Origin of the sequence: Bradyrhizobium sp. LCT2 (assembly GCF_009931255.1) — a bacterium.
Classification (GTDB): Bacteria; Pseudomonadota; Alphaproteobacteria; order Rhizobiales; family Xanthobacteraceae; genus Bradyrhizobium; species Bradyrhizobium diazoefficiens.
Window position 1 is genome coordinate 3882169 of sequence record NZ_CP034432.1, and the last position, 22998, is coordinate 3905166.

Here is a 22998-nt window from a genome sequence, read left to right on the forward strand (position 1 = left end):
GCCGTGGGCCTCGTTCCGCGAGGACGTGGGCTTCGCGACCCCAATTTAAGGGATCGCCTCTACGAATTGCTGGAGCACGATCCGCTGGCCTATTCGGTCGGGTCGCGCTTCATCCAGCTGATCATCGGCGTCATCGTGCTCGACGTGGTCGCGATGGTCCTCGCCTCGGTGCCGGATCTGGACGCGCAGTTCGGCACGCTGTTCTCGGCGATTAAGGTCTTCGCCGTGATCGTGTTCGCGCTGGAATATGCCGCGCGGCTGTGGACGGTCGCCGGACACACCCAGCGCAAGGCGTCCGCGCTGTCCGACCGGCTCTCTTATGCCTTCTCCGCGCTCGGCATCATCGACCTCATGGCGTTCCTGCCCGCGGCAATCGTGCTCGCCACGGGCCGGCATGCGACGCTGGCGGCGCTCGGCGTGCTGCCGTTCTTCAAGCTGATCCGCTATTCGCCGGCAATGCGCTCGCTGCTCGCCGCCGTGCACGCCGAGCGGCGGGCGCTGATCGGCTGCATCGTCATCCTGATCGGCGTGGTCCTGACCTTCGCCTCGCTGCTCTACGCCATCGAGCGCGACGTGCAGCCGGACAAGCTCGGCACCATCCCGCAGGCGATGTGGTGGGCGATCGTGACGCTCGGCACCGTCGGCTATGGCGACGTCGTGCCGGTGACGGCGCTCGGCAAGTTCGTCTCGGTGTTCGCGATCATCTCAGGCTTTGCCATGATCGCGCTGCCGGTCGCGATCATCTCCACCGCCTTCGCGGAAGAGGTGAAGCGGCGCGACTTCGTCGTCACCTGGGGCATGCTGGCGCGGGTGCCGCTGTTCTCGCATTTGTCGGCCTCGGAGATCGCCGACATCATGCGGCTCTTGCGGGCGCGCACCATCGAGCAGGGCGAGATCCTGGTGCGGCGGGGCGATGCCGCCACGTCGATGTATTTCATCACCGCCGGCGAGGTCGAGATCGCGCTGCCGACCCAGAATGTGCGGCTCACCGACGGCACCTTCTTCGGCGAGATCGCACTGCTGCACAAGACCAAGCGCAGCGGCACGGTGACGGCGACGCGCAAGACCCGGCTGCTGGTGCTCGACGCCCAGGATTTCCACGCCCTGATCGAGCGCATGCCGACGCTCGCCGCCCACGTCCACAAGACCGCAAAGGCGCGGCTGGAAGAGACCGGCGATCTCGCTGCGGCGGAACTGGCGCAGGCGCAGCGTGAGGGCACCGACCGCTGAGCGGTCAGCCCTTCTTCAGGAAAACATAGTCGGCCGAGTACGGCGCGCTCTTGAACTCGCCGGCCTTGTCGCAGGCACCGTCGAGCTTGCCGCCATGGGTGTTGATGCGCTGGACGGTGGTGACCGGCGTCAGGACGCCGCTGCCGCGGCGGGAGGCGACCTCCAGCTTCAGCCAGGGGATATCGGCGGCGGTGGCGCCTGGCGCGTTGCCGATGGCCTTGCCGACCACGGCGCTGCTGTCGGCAAGCTCCCAGTTCGGCCCGGCATAGTGGCGGCCGACGGTCTTGCCTTCGGACAGCAGCGTCGCGACCGGTTCGCGGAAGGCCCAGGCGAGCTTGCCCTCAGCGCCGGCCTTGCACTCATAGACCTGCGCGCCCTCGGCGTGGACGCTGAGCACGACGGTCTCGCCCGGTGCGGCGATGGCCTCGGGAAGCGGCTCCGCAGCTCCCGCCGGTCCGATCAGGGCCGCGAGCATCAGGGTGGGGGCGGCAAGCTTGCTGAACATGGCGGTCTCCGCAAAGGGTTTCAAAAAACAAACGGGCCGCGCTCAAAGGCGCGGCCCGTGATGATGTCCGGCCCAGTCGGGCGAAATTGCGGTCGGCTTACGCCGCCATCGCCTTGGTGAGGTTCTCCGCGACTTTGTCGAGGAAGCCGGTGGTCGAGAGCCAGCGCTGGTCGGCGCCGACCAGCAGCGCGAGGTCCTTGGTCATGTAGCCGGCCTCGACGGTGTCGACGCAGACCTTCTCGAGGGTGTTCGCGAACTTGGCGAGCTCGGCGTTGTTGTCGAGCTTGGCGCGGTGGGCGAGGCCACGGGTCCAGGCGAAGATCGACGCGATCGAGTTGGTCGAGGTCTCCTTGCCCTTCTGGTGCTCGCGGTAGTGGCGGGTCACCGTGCCGTGGGCGGCTTCCGCTTCCACGGTCTTGCCGTCGGGGGTGAGCAGCACCGAGGTCATCAGGCCGAGCGAGCCGTAGCCCTGCGCGACCGTGTCGGACTGCACGTCGCCGTCGTAGTTCTTGCAGGCCCAGACATAGCCGCCGGACCATTTCAGCGCCGAGGCCACCATGTCGTCGATCAGGCGGTGCTCGTAGGTCAGGCCCTTGGCCTCGAATTCCTTCTTGAACTCGCGGTCGTAGATGTCCTGGAAGATGTCCTTGAAGCGGCCGTCATAGACCTTGAGAATCGTGTTCTTGGTCGACAGATAGACCGGGTAGTTGCGCAGCAGGCCGTAGTTCAGCGAGGCGCGGGCGAAGTCGATGATGGAGTCGTCGAGATTGTACATCTCCATGGCGACGCCGGCGCCGGGGGCCTTGAACACTTCCTTCTCGATCACGGTGCCGTCCTCGCCGACGAACTTCATCGACAGGGTGCCCTTGCCCGGGAACTTGAAATCGGTGGCGCGGTACTGGTCGCCATAGGCGTGGCGGCCGATGATGATCGGCTTGGTCCAGCCGGGAACCAGGCGCGGCACGTTCTTGCAGATGATCGGCTCGCGGAAGATCACGCCGCCGAGGATGTTGCGGATGGTGCCGTTCGGCGACTTCCACATCTGCTTGAGGTTGAACTCCTTCACCCGGGCCTCGTCAGGGGTGATGGTGGCGCACTTGACGCCGACGCCGACCTTCTTGATGGCCTCGGCGGCGTCGATGGTCACCTGATCGTTGGTGTGGTCGCGGTATTCCATCCCCAGGTCGAAATACATCAGCTCGACATCCAGGAACGGGGTGATCAGCTTGTCCTTGATGTACTGCCAGATGATCCGGGTCATCTCGTCGCCATCGAGTTCGACGACGGGATTGGATACCTTGATTTTTGCCATGATCGGGGAAGCCTCTTGGGAACGGCGCTATTGGCGCGCCACGGGAATATCCGCCGCCTCTTAGCACCGCCGCGCGGCGGGCGAAAGCCAAGGGATTATGCACTTTTAGCTCATCCAGCTTCCCCAGATGGGGGGCGGGGAGCGGCCCGCCGGCGGGGGCCGGCCTGAGGCTTCAGAAGAGATTCAAAAGTCGAATCCAAGTCGTTATTTCCCTTGAGAATTTCGTCAGGACAGGCAAACGACAGGCAGCAGGGCGCGTCGGCTGGCGGTGGGCCTTGAATCAATTCCTGAGAGCGCCTTGCCAAGGCCTTGAGACGAAGAGTGAAAGCGAAACGAAATGTCGGGGACTGACAAGAGCAAGGCGGGTCTTTCCCTCGACGGTCCGATCGTGATCCTGGTCGAGCCGCAGCTTGGCGAAAACATCGGCATGGCCGCGCGCGCCATGGGCAACTTCGCCCTGAGCCGCTTGCGCATCGTCAACCCCCGCGACGGCTGGCCCAACATCGCCGCCCAGCGCGCCGCCGCCGGCGCCGACTATATTCTGGAAAAGGTCGAATTGTTCGACACGGTCGGTGAGGCCGTCGCCGATCTCGACCTGCTGTTCGCCACCACCGCGCGCCCCCATGACCAGGCCAAGCCGGTGGTGGGTCCGGAAGCCGCAGCGGCCGAGATCTCCGGGCACGTCGCGACCGGGGGCAAGGCCGGTATCCTGTTCGGCCGCGAGCGCTGGGGGCTGACCAACGAGGAGGTCGGCCTCGCCAACCGCATCATCACCTTCCCGGTCAATCCGGGCTTTGCCTCGCTCAACCTCGCCCAGGCCGTGCTGCTGATCGGCTATGAATGGTTCAAGCTGGCGACATCCGGCGAGTTGCCACACGCCATGCCGGAGCGCTCCGAGCGCGCCTCGCAGCACCAGATGCAGGCCTTCTTCGACAATCTCATCCGCGAGCTCGACAAGGTCGAGTTCCTGCGGCCGGCCGAGAAGCGCGACACCATGCTGGTCAACCTGCGCAACATCTTCAGCCGGATGGAGCCGACCAAGCAGGATATGCACACCCTGCACGGGGTGGTGATGGCGATTGCTGAGGGTCGCAAGGGTCCGGCCAAGGGCGGCGTGCTCGACGGCGAGCAGGCAACGCGCCTGCGCGCGCTCTTGGCCGAGCACGGCCAGGGCGGCGGTGTCCCCGACAGCGGCTCGACCGTGCGCGGGCTCGCCCGCCTGCTCCGCCGCAACCCGACCGACGCCGAGCGCCTGCTCTGGCAGTCGCTGACCCGCGACCGCCGCTTCGCAGGCCAGTTCAAGCGCCAGACCCCGGTCGGCCGCCACATCCCGGACTTCGTCTCGTTCCCGCACCGGATCGCGATCGAGCTGGTGAACCCCGGCGAGGGCGAGACGATCGCGGCGGATCGCGCGGGCCGGCGGACATGGCTCGAGGCGCGCGACTATCGCGTGCTGGAGATCCGGGCGGCGGATGTGGAGCGGGATCTGGAGAGTGGCCTTACGGTTCTCCAGTCCATGATGTCCAAGACCTGAAGTACCCAAGACTTATCCACCACGGCCCATGCCTCAGCGGGCTGAACTGTTCCGAAATCCAGCTTTTGTCTTTCCGTCCACGGACAAGCGGCTAAGATTGTCGGGCTTGTTCACCTCATTCGCTGGTTGTGGGGGCGCCTGTGCTTTTTCGAAAAAGGAGCTTGACGCAGGCGGGGGCCACAGCGATCGCGCGGCAGCACGAAGCCGCCGTTTTGCAGGATGAACGCGCTGCTGTGGCCGTGGGCCGGAAGAGAGCTGTAACCGGCCCCTGGATTGGGCTCGCGCTGTCAGGGGGAGGCATTCGCTCGGCGACGTTCTGTCTCGGTGCATTGCAAAGATTTGCCAACAGCGGCTTGCTCAAGCATTTCGACTACATATCGAGCGTGTCCGGCGGCGGATATGCCGCATCGGCGGTGCAGTGGAAATGGCATGACGATCCCAACACCGACGCGGGCGCAAACTTTCCCTATGGCAGCGAGCAAACGCAATCTCTTGCAAGTGAAAATGAGAGCCTGAAATATTTGCGCTGGCACGCCAGCTTTCTCGCGCCAGGCGGCGGCATCTCGATCTGGTCGGGAATCGCGGTTCTGCTTCGCACGTTTCTGATCAGCGTTTTCTTCTGGCTGCCACTGGCGATCGCGTTCATGCTGGTCGTACTCGTGGCCACCGGCTTTCACGCCTTCTACGAATCGTACGGGACCATGGGAGAGCTAACCGTCCCAAAACTGGAAGCCATGACCCTGTCGTTGCCATGGATCGGCATCTGCGTTTCGGCGTTTGCCGGTGTCTTCATTTTCGCCATTGTGTTGCTTCTGGCGATTGCGCTGATCGGGACGATATTCCTTGCGATCATCTCGATCCTCATTCCTCCCGAGACCACGGAAAACCGCGGTGACCGCATCGCCCGGGCCGGGCGTTGTGCCGCCGTCGGCATCGCCGGGCTGCTGGTCTCCTACTTCACGTTCGGTCACTTCGGAGCACGTTTCGATCTGGCTACTGTCGATCCCGTCACTTCGGCGCTGTTGATTGCGACCGCCGGATTCGGTCTGTTCGGCGCGTGCGCGATTATTGTCGGCATTCTGCAGCTTTCAGGGATACTGGAGTTCGGCGTCAACTATGCGGTGCGGCGCAAATACGAGTTGGCCGCGACGGTGTGGTTTCCCACCCTGATCGCGTGCCTCACGTTCGGATCTCTTCCCTTTGTGTTCGAGGCAATCGCGGATTCCACCAAGAGCTATCCAACCGGGGGAAAGGCGCTGATCGGAATCTTCACCGTCGCCAGCGGATTTCTTTCCGGTCTTTATGGTCACTTCGTGCAGGCGCAGCGGCTCGCGCCCTCTCTTGCCACCCGCGTCGCGGCCACTTTGGCGGCCGGTGCCTTTCTCTATCTCATACTCGTGATCGCTTATGCTGGAGCGAGATTTCTAATCCAGCCGCAACATCTCACCGCAGACCAGGCACAATATTGCCGCGAGTTTTTCGCTGCGCTCCTGGTGTTTTCAGTTGCCTTTGGATGGTGGAGCAACGTCAACTACCTCGGTCTGCATCGCTTCTATCGCGACCGCCTGATGGAAGCCTTCATGCCGACGATTGAGCAAAAGGCGGCGGATGCGCCAAATTATAGCGATGCGGACCGGTTGCCATTGGCGGCGATATGGCCACCCAAACAGACCAGTCCGCTTCCTTATCCACTGATCAACACCAACGTCATTCTGGTCAACGACCTCGATCAGACGGTTGCGCTTCGCGGCGGAGCCAGTTTTCTGTTGAGCCCGTGTTATGTCGGGAGTTCTACAACGGGATGGCTTTCGACATCGGACCACGGCAAGCGGCATGGTCCAATGACGCTCGCCTCTGCCATGGCAGCCTCGGGCGCCGCTGCCAACGCGAATGCCGGTTTTATCGGGACCGGCATCACGCGTGATCGGTTGATCTCGACCGTCATGATGCTCTTCAATCTCCGCCTCGGCCTTTGGATTGGCGCTCCCGGCGCATCTCGGGGAACGCCGAACTATTTCTCGCCGGGCCTCAAGTACGGGGTGTTTCGGTCCGGCTATCAGCGCGACAGCGATTTTCTCGAGCTGAGCGACGGAGGGCACTTCGACAATCTGGGAGCCTACGAGCTCATCCGGAGGCGCTGCGATGTGGTGATCGTGCTCGACTCGGAGGAGGACCCGTCAACGGCAATGTCGGCCCTCGCCTCGGTATGTCAGCGAGTGCGCGAAGATTTTGGTGTCATCATCAAGATCGAGGCAGAGGCAGATACCATCGCGCCCGCAGGGGACATGGGCTATCCGGCCGGCGCGAAGTTCGCGAAGAAATCCTACTTCGTGGCCTCGATCGATTATCCTGCCGAGCACCGTGCCGGGATTGCGGACCAAGCGAAGACCGGAACATTCGTTTACCTGAAATCGGGAATGATCAAGCAGCTCAGCTTTTCCACCAAAGGGTACAAGGCCAAATATCCTGATTTCCCGAATCAATCTACTGTCGATCAGTTTTTCGACTCGGCCCAGTTCGAGGCATATCGAGACCTGGGCTGGTCCAGCGTCGAAATGATGGCAAATGCATTTGGGTTGGATGCCGCTGCCACAGCAGACGACTTCGTTCGGCGGTTGACGGGGGCCCCGCCTTTTGCTGCTCCGGCTCCGAGCGCGCCCGCTGGTCGATGAGTCGCGCAGCCGGCGCTTCTAAGGCTCCCCTCCGGTTGTCGGACCTAGCCGGATTTCCTTCACTCTGCCGAAGTCGAACCCAACCTGTTTCCTGCGATCGAGATCGTTAACTCGGATCACCTGCGCGGTGCCTCGTGGGCTGATCCGGAAGGGTACGCAAGCGATGCCGGCAACTGTCTGATAGGGCTTGATCTCAACCCGACGCTCCCGCAAATTTTCTCTGTTGGCAGAAGCTGGAGGAACAATCAGGGACGCGACCCACCGAAAGCCCCCCGAGGCCGCTTGCGAAGCCGCGCCGCTGATGCCGTGGTCGACGATATCTGTCACAAACGAAAATTGTGAGCGGTTACTGCGCGCTTCGTAGCTTCCATCGTAACGCTTTTTGTCATCCGTTCGCCTGCATTTCTGGTCACGAGAAGCATAGTCCGTTGCGTCGTAGCCAGTATGGAAGTGTTGCAAGGTAGTGAGGCCAGTGTCGCTCCCGTCCGGGCGCTCCAGGATCTCGCCGCGATCGTAACCCAGGTCGTGATAGGCCTCGTATGCGAGCGTTGAAACGCTGTTCAAATATGAACGCTGGCTTCCACAATTCGAGCCGACGCCGGATCGTCGCAACAAGACGCGGCCATAGTCCGGCCGGTCGGAGGTCAGTTGCGGTCCAAGCCTCGCCGTCTTTATCACGATCGCACCGGCCCGGTCATCGCCGGCCGTCTTGACGACGAAATAGAGAGTTGTCCACTTTCGCTGGGGGGCCTCGAACTCACTCGCGGAAATGACCGGGGTCATCGTTCGACCGTCGAATGCGTACAGCGTGTCATCTTCAAGCGCGGCGGATGCCATGGGACAGACGTAGGTTGGGTTCGCCGGCGCCGAACTGTCGCACAGTAGGAAAAATCCAAACAGGCTGGTCGAAAAGAGCAGAGAGGCTGGGGCAAGACGCATCAGGCACTCCTATCGCATAAGCACTATATTTTTTGCAGGCGGCGCATTTCGAAACTGCAGCCGCGAGCGCACCAAAGTGATTTTCGAAGCAATCGCACCGCGCGGCGGAAGCCGCCGTCCGAAGCCCGGACGGCCGGCAGAGTAACACAGGTTGCGGTAGTTAAAAATGCCCGATTGAGGTGTGAACAGCCTTGGAAGAGCCGCTTACACCCACCACGGGCCGTTCGGTTTGGTCGCATTGCGTTTGGTTGGCCGAAGTCAGCTCATCGCCGCGGCGCTCTTGCACTTGAAAAGGTATGGGGCGGGGGCTTCTGCCGTCGCCCGCCGAGCATCACCCGCACCCCAGCTGCACCTCGCGCTCCACCGCAATCCATGTTGCCCGCGCCACGGCCAGCAACCTCCCGGTTTCATCATGCACTGCGGCCTCGGCCGTGCGCTTGCGGCCGTCGCGGCCGGTCGGCCAGGCCGTGATGACGCAGCGGTTCCCGGGGCGCGGCCGGGCCTCGATCCGCGCCGACATCCGTCCCAGCAGGAGCGGGGCCTGGTCGAAGCTGTCGCTCTCCTGATTGTAGTTGCAGGCATAGCCGGTGGGACAATCGAGCGCCGACCAGAGAAATTCGCTCGCGACAAGGCCATCCTCGGCGGCCAGATTCGGATCCGGTATCCAGCTCGCCGCGAGAACGGCATTCCGCGCATCACGCCCGAGCGGTCCGGCGAAAATGCGAAGGCCGTCACCCTTCGCCCTGGCGGGTCCGCACACGAAGCAGGTCGGCAACGGGTGCTCGTGCGGCTTGACCGGCGTCCGCAGCTCGGCGGCGCGGGCCTCCTCGAAGCTGGCTTTCTCCAGCCGCGCCAGTTCGACATTTGTCGGCCGCCCGGTCGCGACGAGCTTGGCGCCATCGCGGAGCTCCCATGTGCCGTCGTCGGTCGCGACCGCATCGAGCGGCCGGTCCAGCGGCGGCGGTGCGCGCAGCGTCACCTCCGCAGCCCCGGGAATGTGCCGTGCCAGCCGGCCGCAGACATAGCCGCCATTGCCGGAGTTCGGAGGACCGCAATAGCGCTTGTCGATGATGATCCAGGTCATCTGTCTTGTTCTCTCTTCATCGTCGGCACAGTTTATCTGATCTTGAGGACAATTCGTCCCTGAACCGTGCGATTGGCCATGGCGCGCATGCCGTCCCCGGCCTCCTCCAAAGGGAGGACACGGTCGATATGCGGGCGGATCTGTCCGTCGGCCAGCAATTGCATCAGCGTGTCGTTCATCTGCGCGGCCTCCGCGGAAAACCTCTCCGCCCAGGCGCCGACGAAGACGCCGATGATGGAATAGTTTTTCAGGAGCGGCAGGTTCATCGGGACCTGTGGAATCTCGCCGCTGGTGAATCCGATCGGCAGCAGCCGTCCGCCCCATTTCATCAGCCGCGCCATCTGCTCGAAGACCGCGCCGCCGACATTGTCGAAGCCGACGTCGATGCCTTGTCCCGATGTGATCGACTTGATCCGGTCGCGCAGGTCCTCGCTGCGGTAGTTGACGATTTCGCTGGCGCCGTAGTCGCGCACCAGGGTGGCCTTGTCATCGGAGCCGACACCGGCGACGACGCGCAGGCCGAAATGGCGGCCGAGGTCCACGGCGGCTAGTCCAACGCCGCCGGCAGCGCCGGTGATGAACACGGTCTCGCCGGCTTGCGCCCGTGCGCGCTCGACCAGCGCATAATAGGCCGTGCCGTAATTGTGCAGCACCGTCGCTGCCGCTTCGAACGCGACGCCGTCGGGCAGGCGCACGCTCTTCGATTCCTTCGCGGTCATCCGTTCGGCGTAGCCGCCGGTCCAGCTGCTGCACGCCACCCGATCGCCCGGGGCGAATGCCGTGACCTTGTCGCCGACCGCGACGACGATGCCGGATGCTTCCGTGCCGGGCACGAAGGGGGTCGGCGGCCGCATCTGGTAAAGGCCCGAGACCATTAACTGATCCATGAAGCTCACGGACGCCGCGTGGACGTCGATGAGAATCTCGTCGCCGGCAGGCCTCGGCTCGTCGATCTCGCTGAGGCGCAAGTCCGCAGGGCCGGTGAACGAGCTGCACAGAACCGCTTTCATCGGGGTGCTCCAACGGGACGAGGCGATTTCCGATCGTCCGTCCGGCGGCGGGCGAAAAGGCGCGGCACCAGCATGGGAACGCGGCGGCGATAGTCCTGGTAGGTCGCGCCGAACTCCGCGATCAGATCCCGCTCCTCGAACTGCAACGCGACCAGGATGTAGGCCGTGTTCGCGAGCGCGAACAGCAAGTGGCCGGCGGTCATCGCGGGCGTCGCCCAGAACGCGAGCAGGAAGCCGAGCATGAGCGGATGCCGCACGATCTTGTAGAGCAGCGGCGTCCTGAAGGATTGACCTGATATCTCGGTCCCGCGGAAGGCGACGAAAGCCTGACGCAGACCGAACAGATCGAAATGGTCGATCATGTGGGTCGAGGCAAACGCGATCAGCCAGCCGAGCCAATGCACGCCGATCAGCAACCAGGCCGCTATTCCGCTCGTTTGCCAGACCGGCGTCGGGATCGGACGCCACTGCCAGAACAGCAGCAGGAGGATCAGGCTGGAGAGCAGCACGTAGGTGCTGCGCTGGCAAGCCGGGGGAAGGAATTTGGCCCACCATCGTTTGAAGGCCGGGCGCGCCATGACGCTGTGCTGGATGGCAAACAGGCTCATCAGCAGCAGGTTGACGAGGATGGCCTCGCCCAAGTTCGTGGGGCTGCCGACGTCGATCGACTTCGCCACGACATAATTGCCGACGAAACCGAGGGCGTAGAGAAATGAGACCGTGAAGACGGCATAGCTCACGATGGCGTAGAGCAGGATTGCGAGGCGCGCGAACATGTTTTTTCCTATTGTGCGGACGGCGGCAGTGCCGCATGCAGGAGCCTCAATCGCTCACCGGCGAGCGGGCTCGATCTGACCCGACTGTTATCGCTGGACCGTCCCCTGAGCGTCCCCCGGCCGGGGAGGGAGGATTTCCATGACGGCCTTCTCGCTGGGAACATTTGGCTTCCCCGAGGTCCATGCCGACGACCGCCCGATCAAGCTGGCCTTACGCAAGGGTCTTGCGCTGCTGGTCTATGTCGCGGAGGCCAAGGGTGCTGTGGCGCGGGACGTCGTGGCCACGCTGCTGTGGCCCGAGAGCCCCGGCGAGACCGGACGTGCGCGATTGCGGCGGCTGCTTCACCGCATCGAGCACACGCTCGGCCAGCCGGTTTTCGAGACTGATCGCGCCAGCGTGCGATGGTCACCCGCGATCGCGCTGAAAGTCGATACGCATCTGTTCGAGAGCGCCTGCGACCGCGGCGACTTTGAGCAGGCCTGCCGGATCTACCGGAGTGACTTCCTGGCCGGCTTCGCGCTGGACGACTGTCCCGAATTCGACGATTGGGCGTTCTTTCGCCGGGAGGCGCTGCGGGGGCGGCTCATGAACGCGCTGGAGCGGCTGGTGCAGGACAAGAACGCCGCGGGCGAGCATTTTGCCGCCACAGTGCACGCGGGACGTCTGGTCGAGCTCGATCCGCTCAGCGAAGTCTATGGCCGCCATCTGATCCGCAGCCTGCTGCTGGCCGGCGACCGAAGCGCGGCTGAGCGGCACCACGCGGCACTGACGCAGCGGCTGCGCGACGAGCTCGGGGTTGCGCCGGAAGCCGAGACCGAAGCGCTGATGAGTCCCGCGGCGACAGCGCTTGCCGTTCCGACGACACGCTATGTGAAGGGCGCCGGCGTGCATCTGGCGTATCAGACCTATGGCAGCGGCCCGCTCGATATCCTGGTCATGCCCGGCTTCGTGTCGCATGTGGAGCGCGCCTGGGAGCATCCCGCGAGCCGGACGTTTCTGGCGTCGTTGATGAAGCTCGGGCGGCTGATCGTGTTCGATCGTCGCGGCATCGGGCTGTCCGACCGGGTCGGATCGGCCCCTGGCATCGACGTCACCGCGGAGGATATCGGCACGGTCCTGCGCGCGACGAATGCGCGCCGCGTCGTGCTGTTCGGCGCCTCCGAGTGCGGGCCGGCCTGCATCAAATTTGCGGTCGATGAGCCGCGCCTCGTGGCCGGGCTCATCCTGTTCGGCGCCCTGGCCAAGGGCTGCTGGTCGCAGGACTATCCGCATGCGCTGCGCGCCAGCCAGTATGACGCCTGGCGCCAGCAGCTCGTCGCGCAATGGGGCGGTCCGGTCGGGATCGAAACTTTTGCGCCGAGCCTGGCTCGTGATGCCCAGGCGCGCGCCTGGTGGGCGGGGCTGCTGCGCGCGGCCTCCAGTCCCGGCGGCATCTCCGCCGTGCTGGAGGCGTTTCGCGACGCCGACGTGCGGCATCTCCTGGCGCAGATCGCCGTGCCGACGCTCGTGTTGCACCGGCGGGGCGACCGGGCGGTGCGGATCGCGGCCGGCCGCGACATCGCGAGCCGGATCAACGGCGCGGAGTTCGTCGAGCTCGACGGCAACGATCACTGGTTCTTTGCCGGCGATCAGCAGCCGGTGCTGGCGGCGATCGGGGGATTTATGAAACGGACATTGTAGGGTGGGCAAAGCGAAGCGTGCCCACCATCTCGATCAACCAGGCCGAGAAGATCTGGTGGGCACGGCGCTTTGCGCCTCTTGCGCACCCTACGGGATCATGGCGAGCTTACACCGCCTCTAACTGATCCGCGGCGCGCTTCTTCTTCGTCCTGGACTGGCCGAGCAGGGGGCCGGCCGTGAGCGCGGCCGTATCCGCCACGCCCGGGTCGCGCGAGATCATCGCTGCGACGATCGCGCCGTCGATGATGAGGCCGAGCTGGTGCGCGAGCACTGCCGGCTCGCTCGAGCCGAGCTCGCCGGCGAGCTTCTCGATGTGGCCGAGCACGATCTTCTTGTGCTTCAGCGCGATGTTGCGGAATTGTTTTGCGTCCTTGTCGTGCTCGCCGACGGCGTTGATGAAGGGGCAGCCGTAGAAGCGTTCCTCGGCGAACCAGCTCTTCAGCGCGGGGAAGATGCGCGTGAGTTTTGCCTGCGCGTCGCCGCCGCCTTGCTCCATGGCGCCGATGAACCATTCGCGCCACTGCTTGCCTTCGCTCTCCAGCACCGCGTTGACGAGGTTGGTCTTGGAGCCGAACAATTTATAGAGCGTGGTCTTGGCCGTGCCGGCTTCCTCGATGATCGCGTCGATGCCGGTGGCGTTGATGCCGTTCTTGCAGAACAGATGCGTCGCGGCGCTCAAGAGGCGCCCGCGCGCGGATTCGTCTTCGCCGGCACCGGCGTGGGGCGAGATCTTCTTCGATGACGTCTTTGCCATGAGTCCAAACTTACCCGCAGCGACGCCGCATCAGCAAGCCGCATCTGTTCCGCGCTGAAAAGATTCGCAAAGCGCAACCCATCTGCATCGCCTTTGGGCATGGGGCGGCTGATCAATCCGCAGGCAGCGCCGGCTAAGCGGCTCCAATGCTTCGCCTTTTGTTTTTGGCCGCCTCTGGCACGCTCCATGCAAGGAAACAGACCGTTCGGTATCCTGCCGATTTCCTCGGCTGCCAGGGAGAAAACTGATGACTGCCGTCGTTCAAAAGACCGTGCTGACGGGTTGCCTCGCGCCCATCGACAAGAATGGCCTCGAGCAACTGATCGCGAGCGGCAAGGCCAATCCGAAGGTCGTCAAGACCTTGAAATGCAAGACGGTCGCGGAAGGAAAATTCCGCCACGCCAACTACATCCGCAATCTGCAGCCCTACATCGTCGACGAGCCGCCGGGCCTTCTGGGTGACGATACCGCGCCCAATCCGTCGGAAGCCTCGCTCGCCGCGCTCGGCTCCTGCCTTGCGGTCGGCCTGCACGCCAACGCCGTGCATCGCGGCTGGATCGTCAACAAGCTCGAGCTCGAGCTCGAGGGCGACCTCAACATCACGGCCGTGTGGGGCACCGGCGATGTCTCCGACAAGCCCGTTGGCTTCACCGACGTGCGCGTCAAGGTCGACATGGAGTGCGAGGGCATCTCGCAGGACGAGATCAACGCGCTGGTCGCCCATGTGAAGAAATGGTCGCCGGTCGCCAACACCTTCACCCGCCCGGTCAATCTCGAGGTCGGCATCTAGGCTGACGGCAACAGGACAAGGTGCGGGAGGCGATCATGGGTTCACTGGCTTTATCGCGGGTCGACGTTTTGGATCAGCCCGCACCGTCCATTGCAGGCGAGGTGGCGCGGATCGCGCGCGAGCAGCTCGCGCCGCTCGCCGCCGGCATCGACGACGGCTCGGTCTATCCGGCCGAGGTGTTGCGCGAATTCGGCGCGGTCGGCGCGTGGGGCAGTCACATGCCGCACGAAGGTCCCGCGGATTTGCGCTGCGCCATCCAGGCGATGGCAGCGATCGGCGAGGTCTGCGGCGCGACGGCGTTCATGGCCTGGTGCCAGAACACGCTGGTCTGGTACGCCGCCAACTCCACCAATATGAAGCTCGCGAGGCGCTTCGGCGATGCCTTCTCGACCGGCCGGGTGCTCGGCGGCACCGGGCTCTCCAATCCGATGAAGAGCTTCTTCGGCATCGAGAAGCTCAAGCTGAAAGGGCGGAAGGTCGAGGGCGGCTACATCGTGCGCGGCGCGCTGCCCTGGGTCTCCAATCTCGGCCCCGATCATTATTTCGGCACCATCTTCCAGTGCGAGGACGATCAGGGCATCGCAAGTGGCGAGCCCGGGACTGTGATGTTCCTGGCCGACTGCTCCGATCCCGCCATCACGCTCACGCCCTGCAAGCCGTTCCTCGCCATGGACGGCACCGGCACCTATGGCGTGCAGTTCCGCGACGTCTTCGTGCCGGATGAGCTGATCCTCGCCGATCCCGCAGGTCCCTTCGTCAAGAAGATCCGCGCCGGCTTCATCCTGCTCCAGGCCGGCATGGCGCTCGGCGTTATCAGGGATTGCATCAACATCATGGACGAGGTCGGCAGTCCCCTCGGGCACATCAACCGTTATTTGCCGCAGCAGCCGGTGCACTTCCGCGACCTCGCCGCCGAGCTCGAGGCCGAGACCATGGCGCTGGCGCGCGATCCCTACAACGAGGAGGAGACCTATTGGCGCAAGGTGATCGCGCTCCGCCTGCGCGCCGGCGAAGCCAGCGTCGCGGCGGCGCATGCGGCGATGCTGCATTGTGGCGCGCGCGGCTATCTCAAGAGCCACCGCGCGCAGCGACGCCTGCGGGAGGCCTATTTCGTCGCGATCGTCACACCTGCCACCAAGCAGTTGCGCAAGATGCTCGCCGATTCCTGATCTTTGCGAGTCCACCCGAAGACCCCCAACCTCAACGGAGAGGCTGCCATGACTGACGTCCTGATCACTGCCGTCGAACTCGCCGATCTCTTGAAGACTGAGCCGTGTGTCGTCATCGACACCCGCAACCCCGACGCCTATGCCGCCGGGCACCTTCCGGGCGCCGTGAACGTGCACGAGATCTTCACGTTCCTCGCGACCTCGACGCCTGAGGGCATGGCGGAGCTGAAGACAAAATTCGCCGACGCGTTCGGCGGCGCCGGTCTCTCCGGCAAGGAGACGGCCGTGATCTACGAGCAGTCGATGAACTCGGGCTTCGGCCAGTCCTGCCGCGGCTATTACCTGCTCACCATGCTCGGCTATCCCAAGGTGAAGGTGCTGCATGGCGGCTTCGATGCGTGGTCGGCCGCGGGCTTCCCGATGACGAAGGACGTGCCGACGCCGGCGAAGGCGTCGTTCGCGATCGTGCCTGAGGCGGGCGAGATCCTGATCGATGCGAAGACGATGCTTGGCGCCGTCGGCAAGCCCGGCATCGCCATCCTCGACGTGCGCGATGTCGACGAGTGGATCGGCGACAGCTCGTCTCCTTATGGAAAGGATTTCTGCCCGCGCAAGGGCCGCATCCCCGGCGCGGTGTGGCTGGAATGGTACCGCATGATGAAGCCGACTGCCGAAGGCCCGCGCTTCAAGTCCAAGGACGAGATCTTGGCGGAATGCGCCACCGTCGGCATCTCGCAGTCCACACCGGTCTATCTCTACTGCTTCAAGGGGGCGCGGGCCTCGAACACGTTTCTGGCGCTGAAGAACGCCGGCGTGAAGGACGTGCGGATGTATTTCGGCTCCTGGAACGAATGGTCGCGTGATCCCTCGCTGCCGATCGAGCAGGGGCTGCCGATCGCATCCGAGGTGACGACCAAGGCGGCGTGAGCGTCGCTAACCGAAGGCCCGCGGACGGGGCGCGATCCCGAGCGCCTTGATCCGCGAGGCCAGCGTGGTCGGCTTGATATCCAGCATTTCCGCCGCGCCGCCGGGGCCGAACACCTTTCCCGCGCAGGCCTCGAGCGCGGCGAGAATATTGGCGCGCTCGTGGTCGCGCATCTCCGCTGACGTCATCACCGCCGGACGCGCATCGGCCTTCTGGCGCGCGGTGCCGGCCGGAGCTGGCGTGCCGGAGGTATCAGGCAGGTCGATGCGCAGGCGGCCGTTCTGCGACAGGATCGCGGCGCGCTCGATCACGTTCTGCAATTCGCGGACATTGCCGGGCCAGTCGTAGCGCGTGAGCCGCCGCGCATCGCCTTCCGACAGGCGCAAATTCGATTTCAGCGCCTTGCCCTCGCGCGTCAGAAAATGCTGGGCGAGCAGGGGAATGTCCTCGCGCCGCTCGCGCAAGGGCACCGTCTCGATCGGAAACACGTTGAGGCGGAAATAGAGGTCCTCGCGAAAACGTCCGCGCTGGACCCCCTGCTTGAGGTCGCGGTTGGTCGCGGCGATGACGCGGACGTCGACCGCGCGGGTGCGCTCCTGGCCGACGCGCTCGAAATTGCCTTCCTGCAACACGCGCAGCAGCTTGCCTTGCAATTCGAGCGGGATCTCGCCGACCTCGTCGAGGAACAGCGTGCCGCCGTCGGCGAGCTCGAACCGGCCGATGCGGTCGCGCGTCGCGCCGGTGAAGGCGCCGCGGACATGGCCGAAGAACTCGCTCTCGAACAATTCGCGCGGGATCGCGGCGCAGTTGACGCGGATCAGCGGCCGGTCGCTGCGGGTGGAATCCTCGTGGATGGCGCGGGCGATCAGCTCCTTGCCGGTGCCGGACTCGCCGGTGATCATCACCGCCGCGGTGGTCGGCGCCACCAGCTTGACCTGGCGCAGCGTCTTCTGGATCGCCTCGCTCTGGCCGATGATGCCGCGCGGGTTGGTCTCGATGCGGATTTCTTCCTGGAGATAGGCGTTCTCGAGCTCGAGCCGCTCACGCAGGCGGTCGACCTCGGTGAGCGCGGCGTGCAGCTTCTCGTCGGCCTCGCGGCGCTGGCTGACGTCGCGAAACACCACGACGGCGCCGACCACGACGCCGCGGTCGCGGATCGGGGTGGAGGTGTATTCGACCCAGGCCGGCGAGCCGTCCTTGCGCCAAAACACCTCGCCGTCGACCTGATGCACGGCGCCGTCGCGGAACGCCGCGTAGATCGGACAGTCATGGTTGTGATAGTGCCGGCCATCGTGATGGGTGTGGTGCACGATGGGGTGGATCTCCTTGCCGACCAGCTCCTCGGCGGTCCAGCCCAGCATGCGTTCGGCCGCGGGATTGACGAAGGTGGTCTTGCCTTCCGCGTTCACGCCATAGATGCCCTCGCCGGCGGCGCGCAGGATCAGCTGGTTCTCGCGCTCGATGTCCTGGAACACCCGCTCGACCCGCTGCCAGGTCGAGATGCCGCTGCGCATGTGGTCTTCGGCGGCGGCATCGACATTGCGGCGCCGGCGCGCGTCGAGATCGGTCAGGGTGAGCTGCACCAGCGTGCGGCCGTCATGGGGCAGCACGCAGCCGGCATATTCCAGTCGGAGATTTTGTCCGGTGGCATGGCGAGGGGTGAGCGCCGTGGTCCAGTAGGCGCCCTTGTGCAGCACGGCCTGGGTGAACACGGTCAGGGCCGGAAGCTCGCCGGCGTGCAGGGTGCTCGCCCTGGTCTGCCGCAGCAGCGCGCGATCGTAGCCGAGCAGGGCGCAGGCGGCCGGATTGGCATCGATGATCTGGTCGGCATAGGGGTCGACCAGCAGCGTGGCCTCGACCGAGGACTCGAACGCGGCGACGCGCGGATCGATCGCCTCGGCGGTATCATCGGAAACGAGCATTGGCGTCGTTGCCATCACGAAATCTCGTAATTGAACTACGAATTATCGTGTATCACGAATTCTCGTAGCAGCAAAGCGTGACCAAAAGTGCTGCGTCATCAAGGCACTGGACGGCCGAAAGGTGGTGGCATGCTCCTTGCGTAATTGCTCCTGCAATGACGCGCAGGAGGTCCGATGTCCACGTTCGACAATCCGTTTGATCCCGATCGCAACCTTCGAGCCGGCTGTGCCTGTGGCCAGCATCAATCCGCGGCGGAGCACGAGCAGGCCACGGCGATGCGCTGCGCGCAGATCGAGAGCGAGGAGAAGCGCTACGAGGGCGTCGTCGCCTCCGCCGTGATGCGCGCGATGTTTCCGCAGGATGTGGCGCGGCGCGCCTTCCTGAAATCGGTCGGTGCGTCCACGGCACTGGCGGCGCTGTCGCAGTTCTTCCCGCTTCAGACCGCGACCGAGGTCTTCGCGCAGGCCGGCACGCCGGAGAAGAAGGACCTCAAGGTCGGCTTCATTCCGATCACCTGCGCCACGCCGATCATCATGGCGGCGCCGATGGGCTTCTATGCCAAGCACGGCCTCAACGTCGAAGTGGTCAAGACCGCCGGCTGGGCCGTGATCCGCGACAAGACCATCAACAAGGAATACGACGCCGCTCACATGCTGGCGCCGATGCCGATCGCGATCTCGCTGGGGCTCGGCGCCAATGCGATTCCATTTGCTGTCCCCGCGATCGAGAACATCAACGGGCAGGGCATCGTGCTGGCGACCAAGCACAAGGACAAGCGCGATCCGAAGGACTGGAAGGGCCTGAAATTCGCGATCCCCTTCGATTACTCCATGCACAATTATCTGCTGCGCTACTATCTCGCCGAGCACGGGCTCGACCCCGATACCGACGTGCAGCTGCGCTCGGTGCCGCCGCCGGAGATGGTCGCGAACCTCCGCGCCGACAACATCGACGGCTTCCTCGCGCCCGACAACATTTGCCAGCGCGCGATCTATGACGGCGTCGGCTTCATGCACCTGCTCTCGAAGGAGATCTGGGACGGCCATCCCTGCTGCAGCTTTGCCGCCAGCCGCGAATTCATCGCCACGGCGCCGAACAGCTTTGCCGCGCTGACGCGCGCCATCGTCGATGCCACCGCCTACGCGTCGAAGGCGGAGAACCGCAAGCAGATCGCGGAGGCCATCGCGCCCGCCAACTACATCAACGCGCCGGTCACGGTGCTGGAGCAGGTCCTGACCGGCACCTATGCCGACGGCCTCGGCGGCGTGAAGACCGACGCCAAGCGCGTCGATTTCGATCCGTTCCCCTGGCAGTCGTTTGCGGTGTGGATGCTGACGCAGATGAAGCGCTGGGGCCAGATCAAGGGCGACGTCGACTACAAGGCGGTGGCCGAGCAGGTGTATCTGGCGACGGATACCAAGAAGCTGATGACCGAGATGGGCCTGTCGCCGCCGGCAACCGCCTACAAGTCGTTCGCGGTGATGGGCAAGACTTTCGATCCGGCAAAGCCCGAGGATTACCTCGCGAGCTTCAAGATCAGGAAGGCGTCGTGATGGGGGGCGCTCTCTCGTCGTCCCGGCGAAGGCCGGGACCCATAACCCCAGGGAGAAGTTTGGCGAAGACTAGTCGTTCGGTACTTCTACCGGACGCGATCGATAGATTCCGCGGTATGGGTCCCGGCCTTCGCCGGGACGACGCGTGGAGAGGTCTTGCGCGATGAGCACCAACCTCCGCCTCCGCGCTGGCCTCGTCTCGATCGTGCTGCTGGCCGCGTTCCTCGGCATCTGGCATCTCGCCACGCGCTCGACTGCGCCGGTCGCGACGATGAGTCCGGAATATGCCAAGCTGATGGGCCTGACCGCGACGCAGGGCAAATCCGCCATGCCTGGGCCGCTCGATGTCGGCGCGAAGCTGTGGGAGCACGTGAGGCGGCCGTTCTACGACAACGGGCCCAACGACAAGGGGCTCGGCATCCAGCTTGCCTATTCGATCGCGCGGGTCGGCACCGGTTATCTGCTCGCCGTGCTCGTCGCCATTCCACTCGGCTTTTTGATCGGCATGTCGCCGTTGCTGAGCAAGGCGCTCGACCCCTTCATCCAGGTCTTGAAGCCGATCTCGCCGCTCGCCTGGATGCCGCTGGCGCTCTACACCATCAAGGATTCCTCGATCTCGGCGATCTTCGTGATCTTCATCTGCTCGATCTGGCCGATGCTGCTCAATACCGTGTTTGGCGTTGCCAGCGTGCGCAAGGAATGGATCAACGTCGCGCGCACGCTCGAGGTCGGCACCATCAGGCGCGCCTTCACGGTGATCCTCCCCGCAGCGGCGCCGACGATCCTGACCGGCATGCGCATTTCCATCGGCATCGCCTGGCTCGTGATCGTCGCGGCCGAAATGCTCGTCGGCGGCACCGGCATCGGCTATTTCGTCTGGAACGAGTGGAACAACCTCTCGATCACCAACGTCATCATCGCGATCCTCTTGATCGGGATTGTCGGCATGCTGCTCGACCAGATCCTCGCGCGCTTCACGCGCATGGTCACGTTTCCGGAGTAGGGGCCGATGACCGACAAATTCATCTCCATCGAAGGCATCGCAAAACGCTATCCGGGTGCGGGCGGTGCCACGACCACCGTGTTCGAGAATCTCTGGCTGTCGATGCCGCGGGGCGAGTTCTGCTGCGTGATCGGCCATTCCGGCTGCGGCAAGACCACCGTGCTCAACATTCTCGCCGGCCTCGATGCGCCGAGCGAGGGTGCGGTTATCGTGGACGGGCAGGCGATCTCGGGCACCAGCCTCGACCGCGCCGTGATCTTCCAGAGCCACGCGCTGCTGCCCTGGCGCACCGTGCTCGGCAACGTCGCCTATGCCGTGAGCTCGAAATGGCGGAGCTGGGATCGGGCGAAGGTCAAGGCGCATGCGCAAACCTTCATCGATCTCGTGGGCCTGACGGGTTCGGAGCACAAGCGTCCCTCGGAACTCTCCGGCGGCATGAAGCAGCGCGTCGGTATTGCCCGTGCGCTCTCGATCACGCCGAAAATGATGCTGATGGACGAGCCGTTCTCGGCGCTGGACGCGCTGACGCGCGGCACGCTTCAGGACGAGGTGCGGCGCATCTGTCTGGAGACCGGGCAGACCGCGTTCATGATCACCCACGACGTGGACGAGGCGATCTATCTCGCCGACAAGATCTTCCTGATGACCAATGGGCCCGGCGCGGTGCTGGCCGAGGTCGTTGAAAATCCGCTGCCGAAGGATCGCGGCCGCACCGATCTGCATCGCCATCCTCTGTACTATGCGCTGCGCAACCACATCATCGATTTCCTGGTGACGCGCAGCAAGACATTCGCGGCCGAGAAGCCCGATCACGATCCGCGCAACGTGCCCGTGGTGCATATCGGCAAGCCCGGACTGACGGTCGCAACTGGCGGCGAAGAGCAACGACAGACTTGGACACCCGGGACCAGTCCCGGACTCACTGCCTAAAAAGGAGATCCTGACATGAAACGCGAAGACCTCACCGAGAAGCTGCTCGACATCAAGCGCGAGAAGGGCTGGAGCTGGAAATACATTTGCGAGCAGATCGGCGGCTATGCGGAGGTGCTGATCGTCGGCGCGATCCTCGGCCAGATGAAACTGACGAAACCCCAGGCCGCCAACGCCGGCGAGCTGTTCGGCCTGTCGAAGGCCGAGACCGCGATGCTCAACGAGGTGCCGATGCGCGGCACTGGCACGCCGATGCCGCCGACCGATCCCTTGATCTACCGCTTCTACGAGATGGTGATGGTGAACGGCCCGGCCTGGAAGGCGCTGATCGAGGAGGAATTCGGCGACGGCATCATGTCGGCGATCGACTTCGACATGGGGATCGAGCGCGTCGCCAACCCCAAGGGCGACCGCGTCAAGATCACCATGAGCGGCAAGTTCCTGCCGTACAAATATTACGGCGCCAGCGGCAACGTGCCGGAGTACGGCTTCAAGGAGGGGTGATCTCCCGCTCCGTCATCCCGGGACGATGCGAAGCATCGGACCCGGAATCTCGAGATTCCGGGTTCGGTCCTCACGGACCGCCCCGGAATGACTATGAGCGTGGGACGCGCGCGGCGCTACTTCCCCGCTTTCACCTCGGCCGCGGCCACAGCGAGCAACTCGCTCATCTTGGCGCGAATCGCCTGCTCGGTGACGACGACGCTCTTGGTGGCGAAATCGGCCATGAGCTTGCGCAGGACGTCGGCGTCGCCAGCTTCCTCGAAATCGGCCGCGACCACCTCCTTGGCGTAGGCCGTGGCGGCTTCCCCTGATATGCCGAGCTTTTCCGCGGCCCACAGCCCGAGCAGCCGGTTGCGGCGGGCCTCCGCCTTGAACTTCTGCTCCTCGTCGAGGGCAAACTTCTTCTCAAAGCCTTCCTCGCGCTTGTTGATCTCGCTCATGCCTTTTCCAATTCCCTGCTGACTGGACCCGGCGGCCCTCGTTGCGAGAGCCCCGGCGCATGCCTAGATAAGGAGCACGAATCGGCAAAACAACGAGCCGTTAAGCCGCAGGCAAAACGGTATAAGTTGGTGCCGGACGGCCGGATCGATTGTGCTCGGACAGCCAATCGGATAGGTTGCCTAAAGGCTTGGTTCCCGTTCTGTTTCTACGGGTTCCCGGCTGTTCACGGCAGCTCCGCTGTGGGTCGTAATCCTAGTCAACCG

General features: G+C 64.3%; 20 protein-coding genes. 11 read left to right on the forward strand and 9 right to left on the reverse strand.

Annotated features, from left to right (window positions below; all coding sequences use genetic code 11):
• The first annotated feature begins 3 nt into the window (after positions 1-3).
• Positions 4-1230 (forward strand): cyclic nucleotide-gated ion channel, encoded by a 1227-nt coding sequence (locus EI171_RS18620; RefSeq protein WP_161534354.1) that lies wholly within the window; start codon positions 4-6, stop codon positions 1228-1230.
• A gap of 4 nt (positions 1231-1234) precedes the next feature.
• Here EI171_RS18620 and EI171_RS18625 read toward each other — a convergent pair whose 3' ends face one another.
• Positions 1235-1735: a DUF3455 domain-containing protein gene (locus EI171_RS18625; RefSeq protein WP_161534355.1), complete on the reverse strand. Its 501-nt coding sequence runs from the start codon at positions 1733-1735 to the stop codon at positions 1235-1237.
• A gap of 97 nt (positions 1736-1832) precedes the next feature.
• The gene (locus EI171_RS18630) at positions 1833-3047 is read right to left on the reverse strand and encodes an NADP-dependent isocitrate dehydrogenase (protein ID WP_011088491.1); all 1215 of its coding nucleotides are present in this window, start codon (positions 3045-3047) and stop codon (positions 1833-1835) included.
• A 337-nt stretch (positions 3048-3384) separates the two neighbouring features.
• Here EI171_RS18630 and EI171_RS18635 point away from each other — a divergent pair, with 337 nt between their 5' ends.
• The gene (locus tag EI171_RS18635) at positions 3385-4581 is read left to right on the forward strand and encodes a TrmJ/YjtD family RNA methyltransferase (RefSeq protein ID WP_161534356.1); all 1197 of its coding nucleotides are present in this window, start codon (positions 3385-3387) and stop codon (positions 4579-4581) included.
• A 161-nt stretch (positions 4582-4742) separates the two neighbouring features.
• Positions 4743-7253 carry a patatin-like phospholipase family protein gene (locus EI171_RS18640; protein WP_202633160.1) on the forward strand — a complete coding sequence of 837 codons (2511 nt, stop codon included), beginning with the start codon at positions 4743-4745 and terminating at the stop codon, positions 7251-7253.
• An 18-nt stretch (positions 7254-7271) separates the two neighbouring features.
• Here EI171_RS18640 and EI171_RS18645 read toward each other — a convergent pair whose 3' ends face one another.
• From EI171_RS18645 to mddA, 4 genes are all read right to left on the reverse strand, one after another.
• Entirely contained in the window at positions 7272-8192 is a 921-nt protein-coding gene (locus EI171_RS18645) for a hypothetical protein (protein ID WP_011088488.1), read from the reverse strand.
• Between the two features lie 331 nt (positions 8193-8523).
• Positions 8524-9276 carry a PaaI family thioesterase gene (locus EI171_RS18650; protein WP_161534357.1) on the reverse strand — a complete coding sequence of 251 codons (753 nt, stop codon included), beginning with the start codon at positions 9274-9276 and terminating at the stop codon, positions 8524-8526.
• Between the two features lie 32 nt (positions 9277-9308).
• On the reverse strand, positions 9309-10286 hold the full coding sequence (locus EI171_RS18655; protein ID WP_161534358.1) for an NADPH:quinone oxidoreductase family protein: 978 nt from the start codon (positions 10284-10286) through the stop codon (positions 9309-9311).
• Positions 10283-11062 carry a methanethiol S-methyltransferase gene (gene mddA / locus EI171_RS18660; protein WP_161534359.1) on the reverse strand — a complete coding sequence of 260 codons (780 nt, stop codon included), beginning with the start codon at positions 11060-11062 and terminating at the stop codon, positions 10283-10285. The genes EI171_RS18655 and mddA overlap by 4 nt, the downstream gene beginning before the upstream one ends.
• Before the next feature lie 139 nt (positions 11063-11201).
• Between mddA and EI171_RS18665 the strand changes: the two genes are divergently transcribed.
• The gene (locus EI171_RS18665) at positions 11202-12743 is read left to right on the forward strand and encodes an alpha/beta hydrolase (RefSeq protein WP_161534360.1); all 1542 of its coding nucleotides are present in this window, start codon (positions 11202-11204) and stop codon (positions 12741-12743) included.
• 106 nt (positions 12744-12849) lie between these two features.
• Here the strand turns inward: EI171_RS18665 and EI171_RS18670 are convergent, their stop codons facing one another.
• Positions 12850-13497, reverse strand: a complete 648-nt coding sequence (locus EI171_RS18670) for a TetR/AcrR family transcriptional regulator (protein WP_011088483.1) — start codon at positions 13495-13497, stop codon at positions 12850-12852.
• 247 nt (positions 13498-13744) lie between these two features.
• On the opposite strand from EI171_RS18670, the gene EI171_RS18675 reads away from it, so the two are divergent.
• The 3 genes from EI171_RS18675 to EI171_RS18685 are packed head-to-tail and all read left to right on the forward strand — an operon-like array spanning position 13745 to position 16383.
• A complete protein-coding gene (locus EI171_RS18675) occupies positions 13745-14287 on the forward strand; it encodes an OsmC family protein (protein WP_011088482.1) in 543 nt (180 codons plus the stop codon).
• Between the two features lie 35 nt (positions 14288-14322).
• Positions 14323-15456, forward strand: coding sequence for an acyl-CoA dehydrogenase family protein (locus tag EI171_RS18680; protein WP_063921632.1), 1134 nt, complete (start codon positions 14323-14325; stop codon positions 15454-15456).
• Between the two features lie 48 nt (positions 15457-15504).
• On the forward strand, positions 15505-16383 hold the full coding sequence (locus tag EI171_RS18685) for a sulfurtransferase (RefSeq protein WP_161534361.1): 879 nt from the start codon (positions 15505-15507) through the stop codon (positions 16381-16383).
• 6 nt (positions 16384-16389) lie between these two features.
• Here EI171_RS18685 and EI171_RS18690 read toward each other — a convergent pair whose 3' ends face one another.
• Positions 16390-18318, reverse strand: coding sequence for a sigma 54-interacting transcriptional regulator (locus EI171_RS18690; RefSeq protein WP_161534362.1), 1929 nt, complete (start codon positions 18316-18318; stop codon positions 16390-16392).
• Between the two features lie 159 nt (positions 18319-18477).
• Between EI171_RS18690 and EI171_RS18695 the strand changes: the two genes are divergently transcribed.
• The 4 genes from EI171_RS18695 (at position 18478) to cynS (ending at position 22294) form a co-directional block, all read left to right on the forward strand.
• A complete protein-coding gene (locus EI171_RS18695) occupies positions 18478-19857 on the forward strand; it encodes a CmpA/NrtA family ABC transporter substrate-binding protein (protein ID WP_110116536.1) in 1380 nt (459 codons plus the stop codon).
• Positions 19858-20020: 163 nt separating this feature from the next.
• Positions 20021-20860, forward strand: coding sequence for a nitrate ABC transporter permease (gene ntrB / locus EI171_RS18700; RefSeq protein ID WP_097532156.1), 840 nt, complete (start codon positions 20021-20023; stop codon positions 20858-20860).
• A gap of 6 nt (positions 20861-20866) precedes the next feature.
• On the forward strand, positions 20867-21790 hold the full coding sequence (locus EI171_RS18705; RefSeq protein WP_011088476.1) for an ABC transporter ATP-binding protein: 924 nt from the start codon (positions 20867-20869) through the stop codon (positions 21788-21790).
• A 15-nt stretch (positions 21791-21805) separates the two neighbouring features.
• Positions 21806-22294 (forward strand): cyanase, encoded by a 489-nt coding sequence (gene cynS, locus EI171_RS18710; protein WP_011088475.1) that lies wholly within the window; start codon positions 21806-21808, stop codon positions 22292-22294.
• A gap of 116 nt (positions 22295-22410) precedes the next feature.
• On the opposite strand, the gene EI171_RS18715 is transcribed toward cynS, so the two are convergent.
• The gene (locus EI171_RS18715) at positions 22411-22734 is read right to left on the reverse strand and encodes a DUF1476 domain-containing protein (RefSeq protein WP_060908152.1); all 324 of its coding nucleotides are present in this window, start codon (positions 22732-22734) and stop codon (positions 22411-22413) included.
• Positions 22735-22998: the final 264 nt, after the last annotated feature.